14 protein-coding genes are annotated in these 18,682 nt (G+C 59.2%); 8 read left to right on the top strand and 6 right to left on the bottom strand.

Translation table 11 applies throughout. From position 1 onward, the window contains the following. The first annotated feature begins 3 nt into the window (after nucleotides 1-3). The 5 genes from gcvH to AN476_RS06475 all read left to right on the top strand — a co-directional run bounded on the left by gcvH (nucleotide 4) and on the right by AN476_RS06475 (nucleotide 7,363). On the top strand, nucleotides 4-369 hold the full coding sequence (gene gcvH / locus AN476_RS06495; RefSeq protein WP_054460166.1) for a glycine cleavage system protein GcvH: 366 nt from the start codon (nucleotides 4-6) through the stop codon (nucleotides 367-369). Nucleotides 370-480: 111 nt separating this feature from the next. Continuing rightward, nucleotides 481-3,339: an aminomethyl-transferring glycine dehydrogenase gene (gene gcvP, locus AN476_RS06490; RefSeq protein ID WP_054460165.1), complete on the top strand. Its 2,859-nt coding sequence runs from the start codon at nucleotides 481-483 to the stop codon at nucleotides 3,337-3,339. 120 nt (nucleotides 3,340-3,459) lie between these two features. Next, on the top strand, nucleotides 3,460-4,482 hold the full coding sequence (locus AN476_RS06485) for a helix-turn-helix domain-containing protein (RefSeq protein ID WP_054460164.1): 1,023 nt from the start codon (nucleotides 3,460-3,462) through the stop codon (nucleotides 4,480-4,482). A 333-nt stretch (nucleotides 4,483-4,815) separates the two neighbouring features. Beyond that, entirely contained in the window at nucleotides 4,816-6,933 is a 2,118-nt protein-coding gene (locus AN476_RS06480; RefSeq protein ID WP_083464259.1) for a cation-translocating P-type ATPase, read from the top strand. Between the two features lies 1 nt (nucleotide 6,934). Continuing rightward, complete coding sequence (locus AN476_RS06475) at nucleotides 6,935-7,363, top strand: helix-turn-helix domain-containing protein (RefSeq protein ID WP_054460163.1); 429 nt, start codon at nucleotides 6,935-6,937, stop codon at nucleotides 7,361-7,363. A gap of 13 nt (nucleotides 7,364-7,376) precedes the next feature. Here AN476_RS06475 and AN476_RS06470 read toward each other — a convergent pair whose 3' ends face one another. Further along, on the bottom strand, nucleotides 7,377-8,321 hold the full coding sequence (locus tag AN476_RS06470) for a PAS domain S-box protein (protein ID WP_083464255.1): 945 nt from the start codon (nucleotides 8,319-8,321) through the stop codon (nucleotides 7,377-7,379). A 278-nt stretch (nucleotides 8,322-8,599) separates the two neighbouring features. Further along, on the bottom strand, nucleotides 8,600-9,511 hold the full coding sequence (locus AN476_RS06465; RefSeq protein WP_054460162.1) for a rhodanese-related sulfurtransferase: 912 nt from the start codon (nucleotides 9,509-9,511) through the stop codon (nucleotides 8,600-8,602). 163 nt (nucleotides 9,512-9,674) lie between these two features. Here AN476_RS06465 and pncA point away from each other — a divergent pair, with 163 nt between their 5' ends. The 3 genes from pncA (at nucleotide 9,675) to pncB (ending at nucleotide 14,062) form a co-directional block, all read left to right on the top strand. Beyond that, nucleotides 9,675-10,274, top strand: coding sequence for a bifunctional nicotinamidase/pyrazinamidase (gene pncA, locus AN476_RS06460; protein ID WP_054460161.1), 600 nt, complete (start codon nucleotides 9,675-9,677; stop codon nucleotides 10,272-10,274). A 320-nt stretch (nucleotides 10,275-10,594) separates the two neighbouring features. Beyond that, a complete protein-coding gene (locus AN476_RS06455; RefSeq protein ID WP_253279840.1) occupies nucleotides 10,595-12,676 on the top strand; it encodes an ATP-binding protein in 2,082 nt (693 codons plus the stop codon). Nucleotides 12,677-12,772: 96 nt separating this feature from the next. Further along, nucleotides 12,773-14,062 (top strand): nicotinate phosphoribosyltransferase, encoded by a 1,290-nt coding sequence (pncB, locus tag AN476_RS06450; RefSeq protein ID WP_054460159.1) that lies wholly within the window; start codon nucleotides 12,773-12,775, stop codon nucleotides 14,060-14,062. A gap of 213 nt (nucleotides 14,063-14,275) precedes the next feature. Here the strand turns inward: pncB and AN476_RS06445 are convergent, their stop codons facing one another. The 4 genes from AN476_RS06445 to AN476_RS06430 are packed head-to-tail and all read right to left on the bottom strand — an operon-like array spanning nucleotide 14,276 to nucleotide 18,615. After that, nucleotides 14,276-15,748, bottom strand: a complete 1,473-nt coding sequence (locus AN476_RS06445; RefSeq protein ID WP_054460158.1) for an aldehyde dehydrogenase family protein — start codon at nucleotides 15,746-15,748, stop codon at nucleotides 14,276-14,278. Further along, nucleotides 15,741-16,211: a GNAT family N-acetyltransferase gene (locus tag AN476_RS06440; protein WP_371257309.1), complete on the bottom strand. Its 471-nt coding sequence runs from the start codon at nucleotides 16,209-16,211 to the stop codon at nucleotides 15,741-15,743. The genes AN476_RS06445 and AN476_RS06440 overlap by 8 nt, the downstream gene beginning before the upstream one ends. Next, nucleotides 16,211-17,803 carry an ABC transporter ATP-binding protein gene (locus tag AN476_RS06435; RefSeq protein ID WP_054460156.1) on the bottom strand — a complete coding sequence of 531 codons (1,593 nt, stop codon included), beginning with the start codon at nucleotides 17,801-17,803 and terminating at the stop codon, nucleotides 16,211-16,213. Before AN476_RS06435 ends, AN476_RS06440 begins: the two co-directional genes overlap by 1 nt. After that, nucleotides 17,803-18,615 carry an ABC transporter permease gene (locus AN476_RS06430; protein WP_054460155.1) on the bottom strand — a complete coding sequence of 271 codons (813 nt, stop codon included), beginning with the start codon at nucleotides 18,613-18,615 and terminating at the stop codon, nucleotides 17,803-17,805. Before AN476_RS06430 ends, AN476_RS06435 begins: the two co-directional genes overlap by 1 nt. Nucleotides 18,616-18,682: the final 67 nt, after the last annotated feature.

Below are 18,682 nucleotides of genomic sequence, written 5' to 3'. Positions count from 1 at the left end.
GCTATGACCACCTATTATTCCGAAGAGCACGAATGGGTCACTGTTGAAGGGGATATTGCCACTGTGGGCATCACCCAGCACGCCGCTGACCAGCTGGGCGAGATCGTCTTTGTCGAGCAGAAAGAAGCCGGCGACGATTTTGAAAAAGGCGATGAGATCGGCGTTATTGAATCCGTCAAGGCAGCCTCGGAAATCTACGCGCCGCTGGATGGCGAAGTGGTTGAGGCCAACGAAGCGCTGGCCGACAACCCCGGCGCTCTGAACGAGAGCCCCGAAGGCGATGCCTGGATCTACAAGATCAAACTGGCAGATGCTGCCCAGCTGGAAGAGCTGATGGACCTGGATGGCTACAAAGCCCTGATCGGTTGATGTTGCCGGGGCCGGTCCCTCCGGCCCCGCCTTATCATCTTTCTCTAAATATTCCCGCCGGAGGCTCCGACAGATCCGGCTGGTTGTTCCCTTTCCATAGGAGCGCCGCAAATGGCCTTTAAACTGACCGACTACGAAGCCTATGACTTCGCCAACCGTCGCCACATCGGCCCCTCTCCGGCTGAAATGGCCGAGATGCTGAAGGTGATCGGCTTCAAGACCCTTGATGATCTGATCGACGCCACCGTGCCATCCGCCATCCGCCAGCAAGATCCGCTGGACTGGGGCCCGGCGATGACCGAGCGCGACGCCCTGTTCCACATGAAAGAAGTGGCCGGCCAGAACAAGGTTCTGACCTCGCTGATCGGTCAGGGCTACTATGGCACCTCGACCCCGGCGCCAATCCTGCGCAACATCCTGGAAAACCCGGCCTGGTACACCGCCTATACACCCTACCAGCCGGAAATCTCCCAGGGCCGCCTAGAAGCACTGCTGAACTACCAGACCATGGTCAGCGACCTGACCGGTATGGATATCGCCAATGCCTCGCTTCTGGACGAGGCCACCGCCGCCGCCGAAGCCATGTCGATGGCGCATCGTGGTTCGCGCTCCAAGGCAAACAACGCTGCCTTCTTTGTCGACCAGAACTGCCACGCGCAGACCATCGCCGTGATCAAGACCCGCGCCGAGCCTCTGGGCATCGACGTTGTGGTTGCCGATCCTGATGAGCTGGATGCCGGCGCCGTCTTTGGCGCGATCTTCCAATATCCCGGCACCTATGGCCATGTGCGCGATTTCACTGATGAGATCAAAGCGCTGCACGACCACAAAGGCATCGCTGTTGTCGCCGCCGACATCCTGTCGCTGGCGCTGCTGAAATCCCCAGGTGAAATGGGCGCCGATATTGCCATCGGTTCGACCCAACGCTTTGGAGTTCCCATGGGCTATGGTGGCCCCCACGCCGCCTATATGGCGACCACGGATAAGCTCAAGCGCGCCATGCCCGGCCGGATCATCGGTGTCTCCATCGACAGCCGCGGCAACAAGGCCTACCGCCTGGCGCTGCAAACCCGCGAACAGCACATCCGCCGCGAAAAAGCCAACTCCAACGTCTGTACCGCTCAGGCGCTGTTGGCGGTCATGGCCTCGATGTATGCGGTCTATCACGGTCCCGATGGCATCAAGGCGATTGCCCAGTCGGTACATCGCAAGACCTCGCGCCTGGCGGCTGGTCTGGAAGAAAACGGTTTCACTGTTGAGCCCGATGTCTTCTTTGACACCATCACCGTCGCGGTTGGCCCGCTGCAGCAGACCGTCATGGAAGCGGCCGTGGCCCGTGGTATCAACCTGCGCAAGGTGGGTGAAACCAAGGTTGGCATCAGCCTGGATGAGCAGACCCGCGCTGAGACCATCGAAGCGGTCTGGGGTGCCTTTGGTATCGACAAGCAGGATGACAGCTCGAACAAGCAATACCGTCTGCCTGAGCATGCGCTGCGTGAAAGCGAGTATCTGACTCACCCGATCTTCCATAAGAACCGGGCCGAGGCCGAGATCACCCGCTACATGCGCCGCCTGGCCGACCGCGATCTGGCGCTGGACCGGGCGATGATCCCGCTGGGGTCTTGCACCATGAAGCTGAACGCCACCGTCGAGATGATCCCGGTCACCTGGCCTGAGTTTGGCAACCTGCACCCCTTCTGCCCAGAAGATCAGGCGCAGGGTTACCACGCGATGATCGACGATCTGAATGACAAGCTCTGCCAGATCACCGGCTATGACGCGATCTCCCAGCAGCCCAACTCGGGGGCGCAGGGTGAATATGCCGGTCTGCTGACCATCCGCAGCTACCACGCTTCGCGCGGTGATGCGCACCGCAACGTCTGCCTGATCCCGACTTCGGCCCACGGCACCAACCCTGCTTCGGCACAAATGGTTGGTTACAAGGTTGTTCCGGTCATCGCGGATGAGGAAGGTAACATTGATGTCGCTGACTTCCGCGCCAAGGCGGACAAGCACTCCGACAATCTTGCGGCCTGCATGATCACCTATCCTTCGACCCATGGTGTGTTTGAGGAAACCGTGCAGGAAGTCTGCCAGATCACCCATGATCACGGCGGTCAGGTCTATATTGACGGTGCCAACATGAATGCCATGGTGGGCTTGGCCCAGCCTGGCAAGATTGGCGGCGACGTCAGCCACCTGAACCTGCACAAGACCTTCTGCATTCCGCATGGCGGTGGCGGCCCCGGCATGGGTCCGATCGGCGTCAAGGCGCATCTGGAAGAGCACCTGCCAGGCCATCCCGAGTATGGCACAGCCGTTGGGCCGGTTTCGGCCGCGCCCTTTGGCTCGCCGTCGATCCTGCCAGTCAGCTGGGCCTATATCCTGCTGATGGGGGGCGCCGGCCTGACCCAGGCAACCAAGGTTGCGATCCTGAACGCCAACTACATCGCGGCGCGCCTCAAGGATGCCTATCCGATCCTCTACACCTCGACCACTGGTCGTGTGGCGCATGAATGCATCCTGGACACCCGTCCGTTGAACGATGAAGGCGGCGTCAGCGTTGATGATGTGGCCAAGCGTTTGATTGATAGCGGCTTCCACGCTCCAACCATGTCCTGGCCGGTGGCTGGTACGCTGATGGTTGAGCCCACGGAATCCGAGCCCAAGGATGAGTTGGATCGCTTCTGCGAAGCCATGCTGTCGATCCGTTCGGAAGCGCAGGACATCATCGACGGCAAGATCGACGCGGAGAACAACCCGCTGAAGAACGCGCCACACACCGTGCGTGATCTGGTGGGGGAATGGGATCGTCCCTATACCCGCGAACAGGCCTGCTTCCCTCCCGGCAACCTTGGCGTCGACAAATACTGGTCGGCCGTCAATCGGGTGGACAACGCCTATGGCGACCGCAACCTGATCTGCACCTGTCCGCCGATGTCGGACTACGAGGAAGACGGCGACAGCTGATCTCCTAAGCTACCAACCGGTGTCGCCCCTCTCTCTCCTCTCCTGGGGCGGCACCAACTTCCCTTTGAAACTGTGCCTCCTCTTTTCCGGGAGACCTGCAAACAATCGGAGGATGCGGACATGACGTTCCAAAGCCCAGCTCCCAACACCCAGACCATCCGCTGCTCAGCCGTGGCCAAGACTGAAATCTCCGATGTCAATCGGGTGGTGATCTTGCTGCCCGACGAGGCAGGCTCTGGCGCCGGCCAGATGCTTGCCGATCTGCTGCTCTCTGCCAATGAGGTTATTCCAGGCGCACGCTATGATGTGTCGATCCTGCGGCTGTCCGATTTCAATCATCTCAGCCTTGGCCGCCAGCAGCGCAGCATCTGCATATTTTTGGGCGATATCCGGGCGCGGTGGCGGGTCAAGGACAGCGACCGGGCGGCTTTGCAGACCCTGTTGCATCGGTGCCGTCAGCCGATCCTGGTGGGGGGCGCGGTGTTCCTGCTGCGGGACGCGGGAATGTTTGACGGGCATGTGCTGGCCGTTCACTCCAATTTTGCCGCCGCCGCCGAGGAAGAAGCCTTGAAAAGCGCGGCTGCGGGTACGCAATATCATCTGACAGATTCAGTGCATTCCGCTGTCAGCCCGCTGGCCACTCCGCGCCTGCTGCTGGATCTGATCGGCCGCGAGCATGGCGAGTTTATGGCCGATGCCTTGGGCGAATACATCGGACTGGACGCCGGTGATACGCGGTTTCAAAGCAAGGCGACGCTGGACATCCTGCAAAAGGCCGGGGGGGACAATCTGATCGAAAAAAGCCTGCATCTGATGCAGCAACATATCGAAGAGCCCATTTCAATCTGCGAGTTGGCCCGCCAGCAAGGGGTGTCGACCCGCAAACTGCAACGCCGGTTCCGGGATCGCACGGGTGGCGGGCCACAGACGGCCTATCGTATGTTGCGGATCGAGCGGGCGCATCAGTTGCTGACCCATACCAGTATGAATGTCTATGAAATCGTGGCAGCCACCGGGTTTGGCACCCGGTCCAATCTGTCGCGCTGGTTTCATAAACAGCTGGGTGTCAGCCCGCAGGCCGTGCGACGCAATGCCTATTGTGAAGCGGGGCAGGCCTCTTCGGGCCATGCCATGGCGGGATAAGGCTGGCGGTTTTCGCACCGGACAGAACAGCCCTGACCCTGGGTAGAACGCCTGGGGTGGGCAATGGGTCAAAAGTTTTTCTCAAAAAGCTCTTGAAGCTCTAGTTGCTGGAGGTTCTATCTAGAGCAGGTCTTAGAAAAACGAGAGGCCGAAATGTCCCAGGATAGCTGCTGCAGCACCCCCAAATCGATTCCGCGGTCTGACCCTTTGCGCGGCCAGCCCCCCCAAGTAGGGGGCTGTTGCGTCGCGACAGCCGGGGGGGGCGGCCTTGATGTTGCTCAGCTCAGCTCAGGGCGCAGTTTTCGCGTCACAGGCTTGTGCTGTGCCGAAGAGGTGGCGGTGCTCAACCGCGTACTTGGCCCAGCTCTCGGCGGCGCAGAGCATCTTGGGTTTGATGTTTTTAACGGGCGCATGACACTGCTTGCCTCAGCGAAACAGATTGCAGATGCCGAGGTTCTGGAATTGGTGTCCACGACGGGCATGCAAGCCAAACCCTGGGAGGCCGCCAGTGCCGAGGCGGATCAGGCGGCCCATCTCAACCGTCAAAAGCGGTTCACTGCCGCCAGTGCGCTGTTCTGGGGCGGGGGGCTGGCCTGGCATGTCGCCCATTCTGGCGCCGCAGGCCTGGGGCAATTGTTTGCCGGGCATGGCGATCTGCCAGTGCCGCAGGGCGAAATCCTGTTCTTTCTGGGGGCGGTGGCGCTGGGTGTTTGGCTGGTGCTGCCAAAGGCTTGGTACGCCCTGCGTAACCTCTCGCCTGATATGAACCTGCTGATGGTGGTGGCCGTGGGGGGCGCCATTGGGCTGGGCGAGTTTTTTGAGGCCGCCACGGTGGCGCTTTTCTTTGCCCTGTCGCTGACGCTAGAGAGCTGGAGCGTTGGGCGGGCACGCAATGCGGTGTCGACCCTGCTCAATCTGGCGCCACCTACCGCGCGGGTGGTTCGAGCGGATGGGAGCGAGGAGGATGTGCCTGCCGATGAGGTGCGGATTGGTCAGCATTTTGTCCTGCGGGGCGGCGATCGCATCCCGATGGATGGCCGGATTATCGCTGGAACGGGGGCCGTTGATCAGGCTCCGATCACGGGGGAAAGCGCTTTGGTGGTTAAAGAGCCCGGCGATGAGGTCTACGCCGGGACGCTGAATGGCGAAGGCAGCCTGACGGTTGAGACCACAAAACTGGCCAGCGATACCGTCTTGGCCAAGATCAACCGTATGGTGGGCGATGCCCATGCCCGTCGGGCGCCCGTCGAGCAATGGGTGAGCAAGTTTGCCCGTATCTATACGCCGACGGTGCTGGGGTTGGCCATTGCGCTGGCCTGCCTGCCGCCGCTGGTTCTGGGCGGAGACTGGGGGTTTTGGTTTTACAACGCGCTGGTCCTGCTGGTCATCGCCTGCCCCTGCGCGTTGGTGATTTCGACCCCGGTTTCGATAGTGGCCTCGCTGGCTGCTGCTGCGCGTGCCGGCGTGTTGATCAAAGGCGGTGCCTATATCGAAGCGCCGGGTAAGCTGGAGGCCATCGCGCTGGACAAGACCGGCACTCTGACAGAGGGCCGCCCCGAAGTTACGGCGCTGTACCCTTTGGGAGGCACCGGTAAACGCGATCTGCTGCAGGCCGCCGCCGCGCTTGAGTCCCGGGCCTCGCATCCGCTGGCTCTGGCCATTCTGGCTGAAGCTGCGCAAGAAGGGCTGGTTGTTGAAGCCGCAAGGGAGAGCCGTACGGTGCCTGGACGTGGCGTAGAGGGCCTGCAGCAGGGGCGCGAGATCTGGCTTGGCTCAGCCCGGTTTGCTGCGGAAAAGGGCTTTGCTGCGGAACTGCCAGAGGCTCTGATTGCTGAGATTGAAGCTGGCGGAGCCACCCTGGTGGTGGTCGGAGAGACTGGGGGACTGATGGGGCTGATCGCTCTGCGCGACAGGCTGCGGCCCGGCGCGCCAGAAACCATTGCGGCGCTGCACGACCTGGGGGTCAAGGAAGTGGTGATCCTGACAGGGGACAATGCTGCTGCCGCAGGGGCCGTTGCGCGCGGCACCGGGATCGACACGGTTCACGCGGGTCTCTTGCCCGGTGACAAGCTGAGCCGGATTGAGGCGCTGACCAAACGCTATAAAATGGTGGCGATGATGGGCGATGGGGTGAATGACGCCCCGGCCATGGCGCGGGCGCATTTTGCCGTCGCCATGGGGGCGATGGGATCTGATACGGCCATCGAAACCGCAGATATCGCCTTGATGAGCGATGACATCAGCCGTTTGCCCTGGCTGATTGCGCATTCACGCCGGACCATGGCGGTGATCCGCCAGAATATCGGGCTGTCGCTGGTGACCAAACTGGGGTTTGCTCTGGCCACTGCTTTGGGGCTGGCCTCGATGTGGGGGGCAATTGCTGCCGATGTGGGGGTGTCCCTGCTGGTGGTTGGCAATGCGCTGAGACTGTTGAAAGGCAAGGAGATTTAAGATGCTGACAATTGGTGGTCTGGCAAAACGCACCGGAACCAAAGTGCAGACCATTCGCTACTATGAAACCATCGGCCTGCTGCCCGAGCCCGAGCGTACCGAAGGCGGGCAGAGGCGCTATGGTCAGACCGATCTGGACCGGTTGGGCTTTGTCCGCCATGGGCGGCAGCTGGGCTTTTCGCTGGAGGCCATCCGCGAGCTGTTGGATCTGGCGGACAATCCCACTCAGTCCTGCGCGGATGCAGATTCCATTGCCCGACGGCAGTTGAAACAGGTGGAGGACCGCATCGCCAGGCTGCAGGCCCTACAGGTCGAGTTGCAGCGCATGATCAAGGACTGCGGTCATCATTCGGTTGCAGACTGCCGGGTGCTCGAGGTGCTCCGTGATCACTCCGAGTGCCTGACAGACCACGACCGGATCGGCGCCTGATCGGGAGCCCGTGCTATTCAGGCCTGGGGGGGGCCGTGGGCAGCTGATTGGTGGCTTTTTCCACGTTCAGCTGTTGACTGATCCAAGCGGCGAACATCTTGATGATTTCCAGATCATGGGGTTCAAACGGGTGGCGTGCCTCGGGCGAGGTAAAGTTGAGCGTACCAAACCGGGCCCCATCCACGATCAAGGGGACACCGATATAAGTCTCCAGCAGAAAGAGATCATAGCAGGGGTGGGAGGCAAACTGTGATTGTTTGGCGTTGTGACAGGCCATCGGGGCATTGCTTTTGAGCATTTCAGAGCAATAGGTTTCGCCCAATTGGAAGCTGCTTCCACGTGGAATATCAACCAGATCAGAATGGCTGTAAAGGATCGTATAGCTGTCACCGCGTACCCAGCTGACCAGCGCGGAGTCAGTTTGAAAATGCTCGCAGCCCAGCTCCAGGATGGTCTGGATCTTGGTGGTGCTCTCCATGTCCTGATCAGCAGAAATTTCAAACAGCCGGTGCAACAGGTTTTCGATCGCTCGACTCTGCGAGATGTCTTTGATTATAGCAAAGAGACCCAGAAACTGGCCATCCCTGTCATGGATCGGGCCACCGGTTGTCTGGGTCAGAAAGCTGCTGCCATCTTTGCGTAGGTAGCGCATTTCGAAGTTGTGATCCTGCGCGCCAGGATCAGCAGCAAAACGCCCGCGCGTTTGTCTCTCAAAACTGTTGGGATCAGCATAAAGCCGTTCGGCGTTCTTCCCGATCAGCTCTTCCTTGTCATAGCCAAAGAGAGCCTGAAACGCGGTGTTGACCCAAGTGATACGTTGGTGTTCATCGGCAATGACCACTGCATCCGGCAGGTCGCGAAAAAGATCCGGAATGCGCATTGCGCCTAGCGAAATACCAGGGGTCTTCTGGGGTTTCACTTCCGCTTGCGCGCCAATGTTGATCGCCGCATTATTCATACTTCTTTTCCCCCACACTCACCTCCATGGAATTGGGCGGACACTCTTTACTACAGCGCGGCTTTTGGCCTCACCGTTTTACAAAACAGATGAAATATTCAATGAAATTATGTGATCAGGCGAAAATTGCCTGATGTGGATGTTCGCTCATTTGCGCCTAAAATTTACGCACAAAAATGAAAATCTGCCTTCGAAATGTACCTACTATAGGTTAACGCGCAACAAAAAAATCTCTTGGTTGCATAGAGAATCTCGCCCTCTCCTCGAGCTGGAGAGCGCTAGACGCTGCGCCCGCCGTGATGCGCTTCGCCTCGTTCGCGGGCTAGGCGCATCTGTTTTTGCCGCTCGCGGAACCGGGCTTTGTCGGCTTCGGAGGTTTCATCGACGCACTGATGGCAGGAAACACCCAGTTCAAAACCCGGATGTGTTTTGTCCTGGGGGAGAATGGGGCGACGGCAGCCGTGGCACAGTTCATGCGGTCCTTCGGCCAGGCCATGACCAACCGAGACGCGGTTATCAAAAACAAAGCACTCACCCTGCCAGCTGCTGTCTGCGGCCGGGATCTCTTCGAGATAGCGCAGAATGCCGCCCTTGAGGTGGTAAACATCTTCGACGCCCTGGCTCAGCAGGTAGTTGGTCGACTTTTCGCAGCGAATGCCGCCGGTACAAAACATCGCAACGCGCTTGTTGTGGAAACGCTCCTTGTTGGCCTGCCACCAGGCGGGAAAATCGCGAAAGCTTGCGGTTTCCGGGTCGATCGCCCCTTCAAAAGTGCCAATCTGCACTTCGTAATCGTTGCGGGTGTCGATGACGGCTACATCCTCGGCGCGGATCAGATCGTTCCAGTCTTCCGGTTCGACATAGTGACCGACGCTGGCTTTGGGATCGACATCGGGCTGCCCCATGGTGACGATCTCTTTCTTCAGGCGGACCTTCATCTTGCCAAAAGGAGGATGATCACTAAAGGCGACCTTCCATTCCAGATCGGCACAGCCCGGCAGGGTTTTGATATGGTTGAGAACCGCATCAATCCCGGCCTCGGGCCCCGCGATGGTGCCATTGATCCCCTCATGGGCCAGCAACAGGGATCCGGTGACCGATTGGCCTTGGCAAAGCTCCAGCAGGGCCGGTTGCAGGGCGGCGGGATCGGTGAAGCGGGTGAAGTGATAGAGGGCAGCGATTTTAAACATGATGCGCCCTTAGAACTCTGTGCCACATTTTTCAAGGAAAACCCAAAAGAGCATGGTGTTTTGCCAACAGTTTGCGCCTTTGCGCCGGTGTTTGGTCTATGTCCGATAGACATTTTATCGGTGTGATGGCTAGAGTATCGCGCTGACGCTTGAAGGAGCAAAGATGACACAGGCCCTGATCGTAATTGATGTGCAGAACGATTTTTGTCCAGGCGGCGCGCTTGCGGTCCCCGGTGGCGATGAAGTTGTGGCTCCGATCAACGCTCTGATGAAGGATTTTGAGACAGTTGTCCTGACACAGGATTGGCATCCGGCCGGGCATTCCTCCTTTGCAAGCTCGCATCCTGACATGCCCCCCTTTGGAACCATCGAAATGGCCTATGGCACGCAGGTGTTATGGCCGGATCACTGCGTCCAGGGCAGCCCAGGAGCCGCATTTCACAGTGATCTGGATCAGCGTGGCGATGTCATCATTCGCAAAGGTTTCCGGCCGTCAATTGACAGCTATTCGGGCTTTTTTGAAAATGATCAAAAGACCCCAACGGGCCTAGAAGGTTACCTGCGCTCTCGGGGGATCTCCGAGCTGACATTGGTTGGCTTGGCGACTGATTTTTGCGTTGCCTATTCGGCCCTTGATGCTGCCAAGCTTGGTTTTAAGGTCGGTGTCGCGCTTGCGGCCTGCCGGGGCATCGATCTGGACGGATCCTTGAACAGAGCGTTGGCAGAGATGCAAGCGGCCGGAGTGGATCTGCAAGAGGGCTGAAGGCCAAAGCAAAGTCACTCCGCGATTTTTCCTGTTCTCATCGAACTTTAGGATTTCTGAAAGAGTGGTTTTGCTATGTTTGGCTGATTGCGCGGAGGCAACAGCGACGAATGACGACCTTAGGAAAACCGGGCCGCGATAAGTCTGGTGAGGAAAAGTCAAAGAGGGGGCCATTGGCTCAGCACCACGACCGGTACAGCCGGGACGGGTTGTTTCAGCGATACCTGCGGGGGCAGATTAGCTTCGTTTGGCCGCGTGTTGGCTTTCTTCTTATGGTCGGTCTTGTGCTGTGGGTGGTGGCCTCACCACTGACAGGGGTCATGACCCTTTTGGTAACCTGTTCCGCTGAAGCGATTAACTGGCTCTATATGCGCCACGCCTATCGGCTGGTCAAAGCCGGCGCAGATACCAAACCGCTACGTCAGATCAGCACCCTTACGGCTTTGGTACATGGGGTTTCCTTGGCGCTTGGGGCGGCGAGCCCCTATTGGGCGGAACCGCTATTTGGTGATGCAGGGGCGATCGAGGTGACGCCGATCTTTACCATCGGGCTTTTGGCGAGCGCGGCCATCAATGCTGGCCTGACCTATCCCTTTCACCGCCCTGCCGCGATTGCGCGATTGATCGTCTTTGCGATTGCCCCCTTTCTGGTTCTTGTTTCTGGCCCGACCGACTATCACGATATGGCATTTCAGTTGCAATTGGCCGGTGCGTTGATTCTCTGCGGATCATTGACCTGGCATTTGATCTTTGTTGTGCGCAGCTTTGAACGCAAGCGCAGTGGAATGCTGACCCAAGCCCTGCAGCAACAAGAACTGGAAGGCGCCTATCAGCGGCTTTTGGATCAACAGGTCGAGGCCAAGCGGTTGGCTCTGGTGGCCCGCCATGCCAACGACAGTGTTCTGCTCATTGACGGAAAGAACAGGGTGCAATGGGTGAACGAGGCCTTCACCCGCATTACTGGCTACCGGTTTGACGAAATTCTGGGCCGCGAAGCCGGCGAATTGCTGAATCACCCGGGGACCAGTCAGGAAACGGTCAGAAAGATTAAGGCAGGGCGGCGGGCCAGACAGCCCTTTAGAGTTGAAATCCTAAACCGCCATAAAGATGGGCGCGACATCTGGCTCGAGACCAATCAGGTCCCTATCCTGGGCAGCCAGGGCGGGGAGATGTCCTATGTCGCCATCGAGCGGGACATCACAGTGGCGAAACAGAATGCTCAGCAGCTGGAAGAGGCCCGCCAGGCCGCCGAAAAAGGCGGCCGTGCCAAAGCGGACTTCCTTGCAACCATGAGCCACGAAATCCGTACCCCGATGAATGGGGTGATCGGAATGGCACAATTGTTGGAAGAAACTAAACTGGATGGGGATCAGAAGCTCTATACCAGTACCATTCTCAGCTCGGCCAAAACTTTGTTGGCGCTGATCAATGACATTCTGGACCTGTCCAAGCTAGACGAGGGGCAGATCACCATAAATCCCTGTGATTTTGACCTGCACCAATGCATCGATGAAACCACCCGATTGCTGCGCACGCAGGCTGAAATCAAGGGGTTGACGCTGGATGTCGAACGGGATGTGGATCTGCCCCGCTATCTGCTTGGAGACGACCATAGGTTGCGTCAGATCCTGAACAACCTGGTCGGTAACGCCGTCAAGTTTACTGAAAAAGGCCGGGTCAAGATCACGGTGGAATCCGAACCGGCAAAGGCTGGCGGAGCGATGTTGACCTTTGCCGTCAGTGACACCGGGATCGGCATTCCAAAGGACATGCTGACCGGTATCTTTGAGCGGTTTTCGCAGGCAGATGCCGCCATCAGTCGGCGCTTTGGCGGTTCGGGGCTTGGGCTTGCCATCTCCAGACGTCTGGCCGAAGCAATGGGGGGGCGTATCACCGTCACCTCTGAAATTGGGTCAGGGTCCTGTTTCACGCTGCGGCTACCCTTTGGTTTGGCCAAGGCGGGTGAGGCCCTTCTGGCTCCTGCACCGGCGGTCGAGGACCACGAGGGTATGTTGCCAGGGCTAAAGGTTCTGGTGGCCGAAGATAATCGGGTCAACCGCTTGTTAATCAGGAAGTTCTTGAAAGATACAGCCGTGGAACTGGACTTTGCCCATGATGGGGCGGAGGCCGTGGATAAGACTAAACTCTGGGGGCCGGACATTATCCTGATGGATGTGAGTATGCCGGTTATGGATGGGCTGGAAGCCACGCATATCATCCGCTCCTGGGAGCAGGATCAGCCCCAGATTATCGCCTTGACGGCCAATGCCTTTGACACAGATCGCGAGGCCTGCCTGGCTGCCGGCATGAATGAATTTGTCACCAAACCCATCTCCAGAAAACGGCTATTGGAGGTCCTGACCGCCTTTGCCGATCAGCGGCGGATGCAGATGACCGGGTAGCAGGCGCTTTACCGGGGGCTCGGGTCGGTGTCCTTGCCTTGCTCTGACCCGCCGCCTGTCCTATCAAGTCATGACCCAACTTGCATGAGGCCGCCGGTGGATATCGCAACCCGCGTCTACAATCACAAATGGAAGATCGATCCAATCATCCGTTCGTTGATTGATACGGACTTTTATAAGCTGCTGATGTGCCAATCAGTGTTTCGCAACAAGCCAGAGACCGAAGTCACCTTTTCGCTGATCAACCGGTCGACTTCGGTGCCGCTGGCGCATTTGATCGACGAAGGTGAGCTACGCGAGCAGCTGGACCATATTCGCTCTTTGTCTTTGTCGCGTGGCGAAAGCACCTGGCTGCGCGGAAATACCTTTTATGGCAAACGGCAGATGTTCCGTTCGGATTTCATGGAATGGTTCGAGAACCTGCGCCTGCCGGCCTACCACCTGGAACGTGTCGGCGATCAATATGAGCTGACCTTTGAGGGCAAGTGGCATGAGGTCATGCTCTGGGAGATCTCAGCCCTGGCTGTGCTGATGGAGCTGCGCTCCCGGGCGGTCTTGAACGACATGGGGCGGTTTGAACTACAGGTGCTTTATGCGCGGGCCATGACCCGGGTCTGGGAAAAAATCGAACGGCTGCGCCAGATCGACGGACTCAGCATTGCGGATTTTGGCACCCGGCGGCGACACGGCTTTCTCTGGCAGGACTGGTGCGTGCAAGCGATGCGCGAAGGTTTGGGCGATGCGTTCACCGGCACCTCGAACTGTCTGATTGCCATGCGCCGCGAGGTCGAGGCGATCGGCACCAATGCCCATGAGCTGCCGATGGTCTATTCAGCTTTGGCAGCGGATGATACCGCCCTGGCGCAGGCGCCCTATGAAGTCCTGTCAGACTGGCATGACGAACATGACGGTAACCTGCGGATCATTCTGCCCGACACCTATGGCACCCAGGGCTTTCTGGACCATGCACCAGACTGGCTGGCGGGGTGGACCGGCATCCGCATCGACAGCGGTGACCCTGCGGCTGGGGCTGAAGTGGCGATCAAATGGTGGCAGGATCGCGGTGAGGACCCGCAAGACAAGCGGGTCATCTTCTCGGACGGGTTGGACGTTGAAAAAATCACCGAACTCCATGGGCAGTTTGCCGGCCGCACCAAAGTCTCTTTTGGCTGGGGCACCCTGTTGACCAATGATTTTCGCGGCTTGGTTCCCGGGGACGGCTTGGCTCCCTTCTCGCTCGTTTGCAAAGCGATATCGGCCAACGGAAAACCAACCGTAAAACTGTCGGACAATCCGGAAAAGGCCATGGGGCCTGCAAAGGAAATAGACCGTTATAAACGTGTTTTTGGGGTTGGCGATCAACTCGCGATCAAGGTTGTGGTCTAGGCGCTCGGGCCGTGCCATTTTCACCGCGCATGCGCGCGGTGATGCCTCCGGCGGGAATATTTGAAGAAGGTGATGAGAGGGCGCTCGCCACCCTTCTACCGCCGATGCCAGCTGCTCGGTTCGGGGTTGAGCTTTTCATTTGGCCAAAAATATCCCGGGGGAGGCCCAAAGGGCCGGGGGCAGAGCCCCGCTAGCTCCCCTATTGGTGGGGAATCAGCCGTGATGCGCAGCCACGGTTTTCAGCTGGGAAAACCCATATAGCGCCTCAAAGCCTTTTTCCCGCCCATGCCCGGATTTTCCTATGCCGCCGAATGGTAGCTCAACACCACCGCCGGCCCCGTAGTTGTTCACAAACACCTGGCCTGCGCGCAGCTTCTTGGCCAGTCGCATCTGCCGGGCACCATCTCGGGTCCAGATACTGGCAACCAGGCCAAATTCCGTGGCATTGGCGATTTCTAGGGCTTCCTCTTCGCTGTCAAAGGGGATTAAGATCTGAACCGGGCCAAAGATCTCTTCCTGGGCCAGGGCATGATCGGCTGTGACATCGGCAAAGAGGGTCGGGCGCACATAGGCGCCGGTTGCAGGTGCATCTTCGATGATTTCTCCCTGGGCCGCGATTGTCAGGTCGTGACCTTTTGCCAGGAAGCCTTCGACAACCTGCTTCTGTCGCGCTGAAATCAGCGGCCCAAGCCGCAGATCCTGCGCCGCGGGGCCAACTGTAAGGGCCTCATAGGCCGCTGACATGCGCTGCTTCACCGCCTCATAGACGCCGCGCTGCACCAGAATGCGCGAGGAGGCTGAGCAGGTCTGACCTGCGTTTTGAATGCCGGCATTGACCAAAAAGGGCAGGGCGGCGTCCAGATCGGCGTCGTCAAAAACCAGCTGCGGGGATTTGCCGCCCAGTTCCAGCGTCACCGGCACCACGTTTTTACCTGCTGCCTGCTGCACCAGCGCCCCGGTGGCAACCGATCCGGTGAAAGAGATATGGTGCACGCCGGGATGGGCGGTCAGCGCAGCGCCTGCTTCAGCACCGATCCCGGGGACCACGTTCAGTGCCCCGGCGGGCAGCCCGGCCTCCTGTGCAATATGAGCAAAGGCCAAGGCTGTCAGGCAGGCCTCTTCAGCGGGTTTGAGCACACAGGCATTGCCCATGGCTAGGGCGGCGCCAACCGAGCGGCCAATGATCTGCATTGGGTAGTTCCAGGGCACGATATGGCCGGTGACACCATGTGGCTCGCGCAGGGTATAGACCGTATATCCATCCAGATAGGGGATGGTCTCACCATGCACTTTGTCGGCGGCACCGCCGTAGAACTCGCAGTACCGCGCCAGCGCCACAGCATCGGCGCGCGCCTGGGTCAGAGGTTTGCCCACATCACGCACTTCCAGCGCCGCCAGGTCGTCGACCCGTTCCAGCACCAACTGGCCAATACGGGTCAGGATGCGGCCCCGCTCCAGCGCGGTCATCCGGCCCCAGCCCCCAGAGAGAGCCGCTTTGGCGGCCTGAACTGCGGCGTCAATATCTGCGCTCCCCCCGCGCGCGATCTGACACAGGTCGCTGCCATCGGAAGGATCCACCAGCGGCAGTGTTTGGCCGCTCTGTGCAGGCTGCCAGCTGCCGCCAATCAGGCACAGGCTGGGATCGAACCAAATTGGCGTCGCATTATCTGTTTTGGGATTAGGCATTTTCGGGTCCTGCAATGTCGAAGGTATAGCTTTTGGTCTGATGTTCGGTAAATGGCGCTCCGGTTTGCAGGGCGCTTAGGCCAGGCACCAGGCTGAGGCAGGTGCCCCAAAAGGCGGCGGCCTGCGGTGACTGTTGAGAGATGCCCATGCGCCAGCGCCCTGGAAACTCTTGTAGGATCAGGCTGGCGGCCTCTTGTCCATGGCCCTTGCGCCGATATTGCGGCACGATCAGAAACTCTGACAGCTCACGACGATCATCGGGCAGATTCAAAACCAGCGCAAAGCCAATACGCGCCTGGGCCAGATGGATCCAAAAGGCAGTCACGTCTTTGCGGTTCAACATCTGCTCTGCCCGTTTGACTGGATCGATTGGCACGTCTGGGGCGACTTCGTGGAAATAGGGGGCGAGCACCGAGGCAAAGATCGTCTGCTGACGGGGCAGAATCAAGGACAGCGAGACCATCACGCGGCCCCCTGTTCAAGCTCGGGCAGCTGTGGTGCCGCTGCGATTAGCGCGCGGGTATAGGGGTGTTTGGGGTTGGCAAAGATTTCTTCGGTGGCGGCAGCCTCTACGATTTCGCCTTTTTGCATCACCAGGCAGCGGTCGGTGATGGTGCGCACCACGCTTAGGTCATGGCTGATGAACAGATAACTCAGGCCATAAGCCTCACAGAGCTCTGCAAGTAGATCCAGGATCTGCGCCCGAACGGAGACATCCAGCGCCGAGACCGCCTCATCAAACAAAATCAGCTCGGGACGGGTGATGAGCGCGCGGGCTATGGCGATGCGCTGACGTTGCCCACCTGAGAATTGATGCACGTACTTTTGCGAGTCTTCGGGTTGCAACCCAACCGCCCGCAGTGTTTCAGCGATGAGGTCACTACGGGCAGAGCCTGTGGGCGGATCGGTCAGGGTGTAAAAGGGTTCGGTGATCAATCGCTCAACCCGGTGACGCGGATTAAAACTGCCAAAGGGATCCTGAAACACCACCTGCATTCGGCGGCGAATTTCCGGGTTCTGCGTGGTGGTGATTTTCATGCCATCAAGGCGAATTTCCCCACTCTGAAGCGGCTCTAGACCCAGAATGGCCCGCGTTAGGGTCGATTTCCCACAACCGCTCTCCCCTACCAATCCCAGGCGTTCCCCACAGTAAAGCGTAAAGGAGACATCCTTGACGGCGCGAAAATGCCCGGGTTTGGCAAAGAGGCTTTCGCGGGGCAGCGCATAGTCCCGCACCGCGCCTTTGACTTCGAGCAGGGGCTGCGGAGCGGGCGGCTCAGGCAGGGTCACTTGGTGGTTGGAGGCGGCAAACAGCATCTTGGTGTAGGGGTGCCGCATGTTGTGCAAGAGCGTCTGCGTCGCGCCTGTTTCCACCACTTCCCCATGGCGCATGACGACAATGCGATCAGCGAGATCGGCGACGACTGCCAGATCGTGGGTGATGATCATCAGCCCCATGTCAAATTCACGCACCAGGTCCCGCAGCAGTTCCAGAATTTGCGCCTGAGTGGTGACATCCAGCGCCGTGGTGGGTTCATCTGCGATCAGCAATTTCGGGCGCAGAGCGATGGCCATGGCAATCACGACCCTTTGTCGTTGCCCGCCAGACAGCTCATGCGGGAAGCGGCCAAGGGGGAAGCGATCCGCAGGCAGGCCGACACGGTCCAGCAATTCGCGGGCGCGGGCGCGGGCCTGATCCGGCGGCAATGCCTTGTGAATTAGGATGGTCTCCATCACCTGATCGCCGATGGTTTTGACCGGGTTGAGCGCTGTCATCGGTTCCTGAAACACCATGCCGATGGCCTGCCCGCGCAAGTCGCACATCTGGGCCTCGCTTTGTGCCAAAAGATCGGTTCCAGAGAGGCTGATCCCACCTGATGTCGTCGCTGTTTCAGGTAGCAATCCCATGGCAGAAAATGCGGTCATTGATTTGCCAGAGCCGCTTTCGCCGGTGATGGCGACAATCTCGCCTGCCTCGACCGATAGCGAGACCTCTTTGAGGATCTCGTGGGTGCCGATCCGCAGCGACAGATTGGTTATATCAAGCAGGGTCATCAGCGCGCCAGCCTCAGTTTTGGGTCCAACCAGTCGCGGAGACCGTCGCCCATCAGGTTGAGCCCCAGCACGGTGATCACGATTGCGGAACCGGGAATAAGGGCCAGATGCGGGGCAAAGCTGACCATGGTTTGGGCATCTGCCAGCATCCGACCCCAGCTGGGGGTGGGGGGCTGTGCACCCAGACCGACATAGGACAGCCCAGCCTCGGCCAGGATGCCCAGCGAGAACTGAATGGTGCCCTGCACGATCAGCAAGTTGGCGATATTGGGCAGGATGTGTTCGCCGGAAATGCGCGCTGCGCCCTTGCCAGCGACCCGCGCCGCGAGGATGAACTCGCGCTCCCAGAGCGACAGCGCCGCGCCCCGGGTAATGCGGGCAAAGACAGGAATGTTAAAGATGCCGATGGCGGCAATGGCGTTTATGGCGCCAGCGCCAAAGATGGCGGTGATCAGGATGGCAATGACCAAGGACGGGAATGCAAAGACCAGATCATTGGCGCGCATGATGATCTCGTCCAGCCAGCTGCCCTTGTTGGCGGCGGCGGCCAGCCCCAACGGCACGCCCAGCCCCATGCCAATACCCACGGCCACCAGGGCCACGGCGATAGAGGTCCGCGCTCCGACCATGATCATCGAAAAAATATCGCGGCCAAAGTGATCGGTGCCCAGCCAATGGGTGCCATTGGGCTGTTGCAGCTTGGCCGGGATATCCATCGCCGTGTGATCAAAAGGCGTCCAGATGAAGGAGACAAGCGCCGCCAGAACCACCAACGAGGACAGCCCTGTGCCGAGGATGAGGTTGCGGGTCATGGATGTGCCTTTGCTGATTGGACGCTAGGACTGCGCCTGACCCTGGGTGGGTGCAAAGCGCCCTCCC

The organism is Phaeobacter sp. 11ANDIMAR09 (assembly GCF_001294455.1).
GTDB lineage: Bacteria > Pseudomonadota > Alphaproteobacteria > Rhodobacterales > Rhodobacteraceae > Pseudophaeobacter.
The sequence above is the reverse complement of the archived record's forward strand: the minus strand, read 5'-3'. Positions and strand labels throughout refer to the sequence as shown.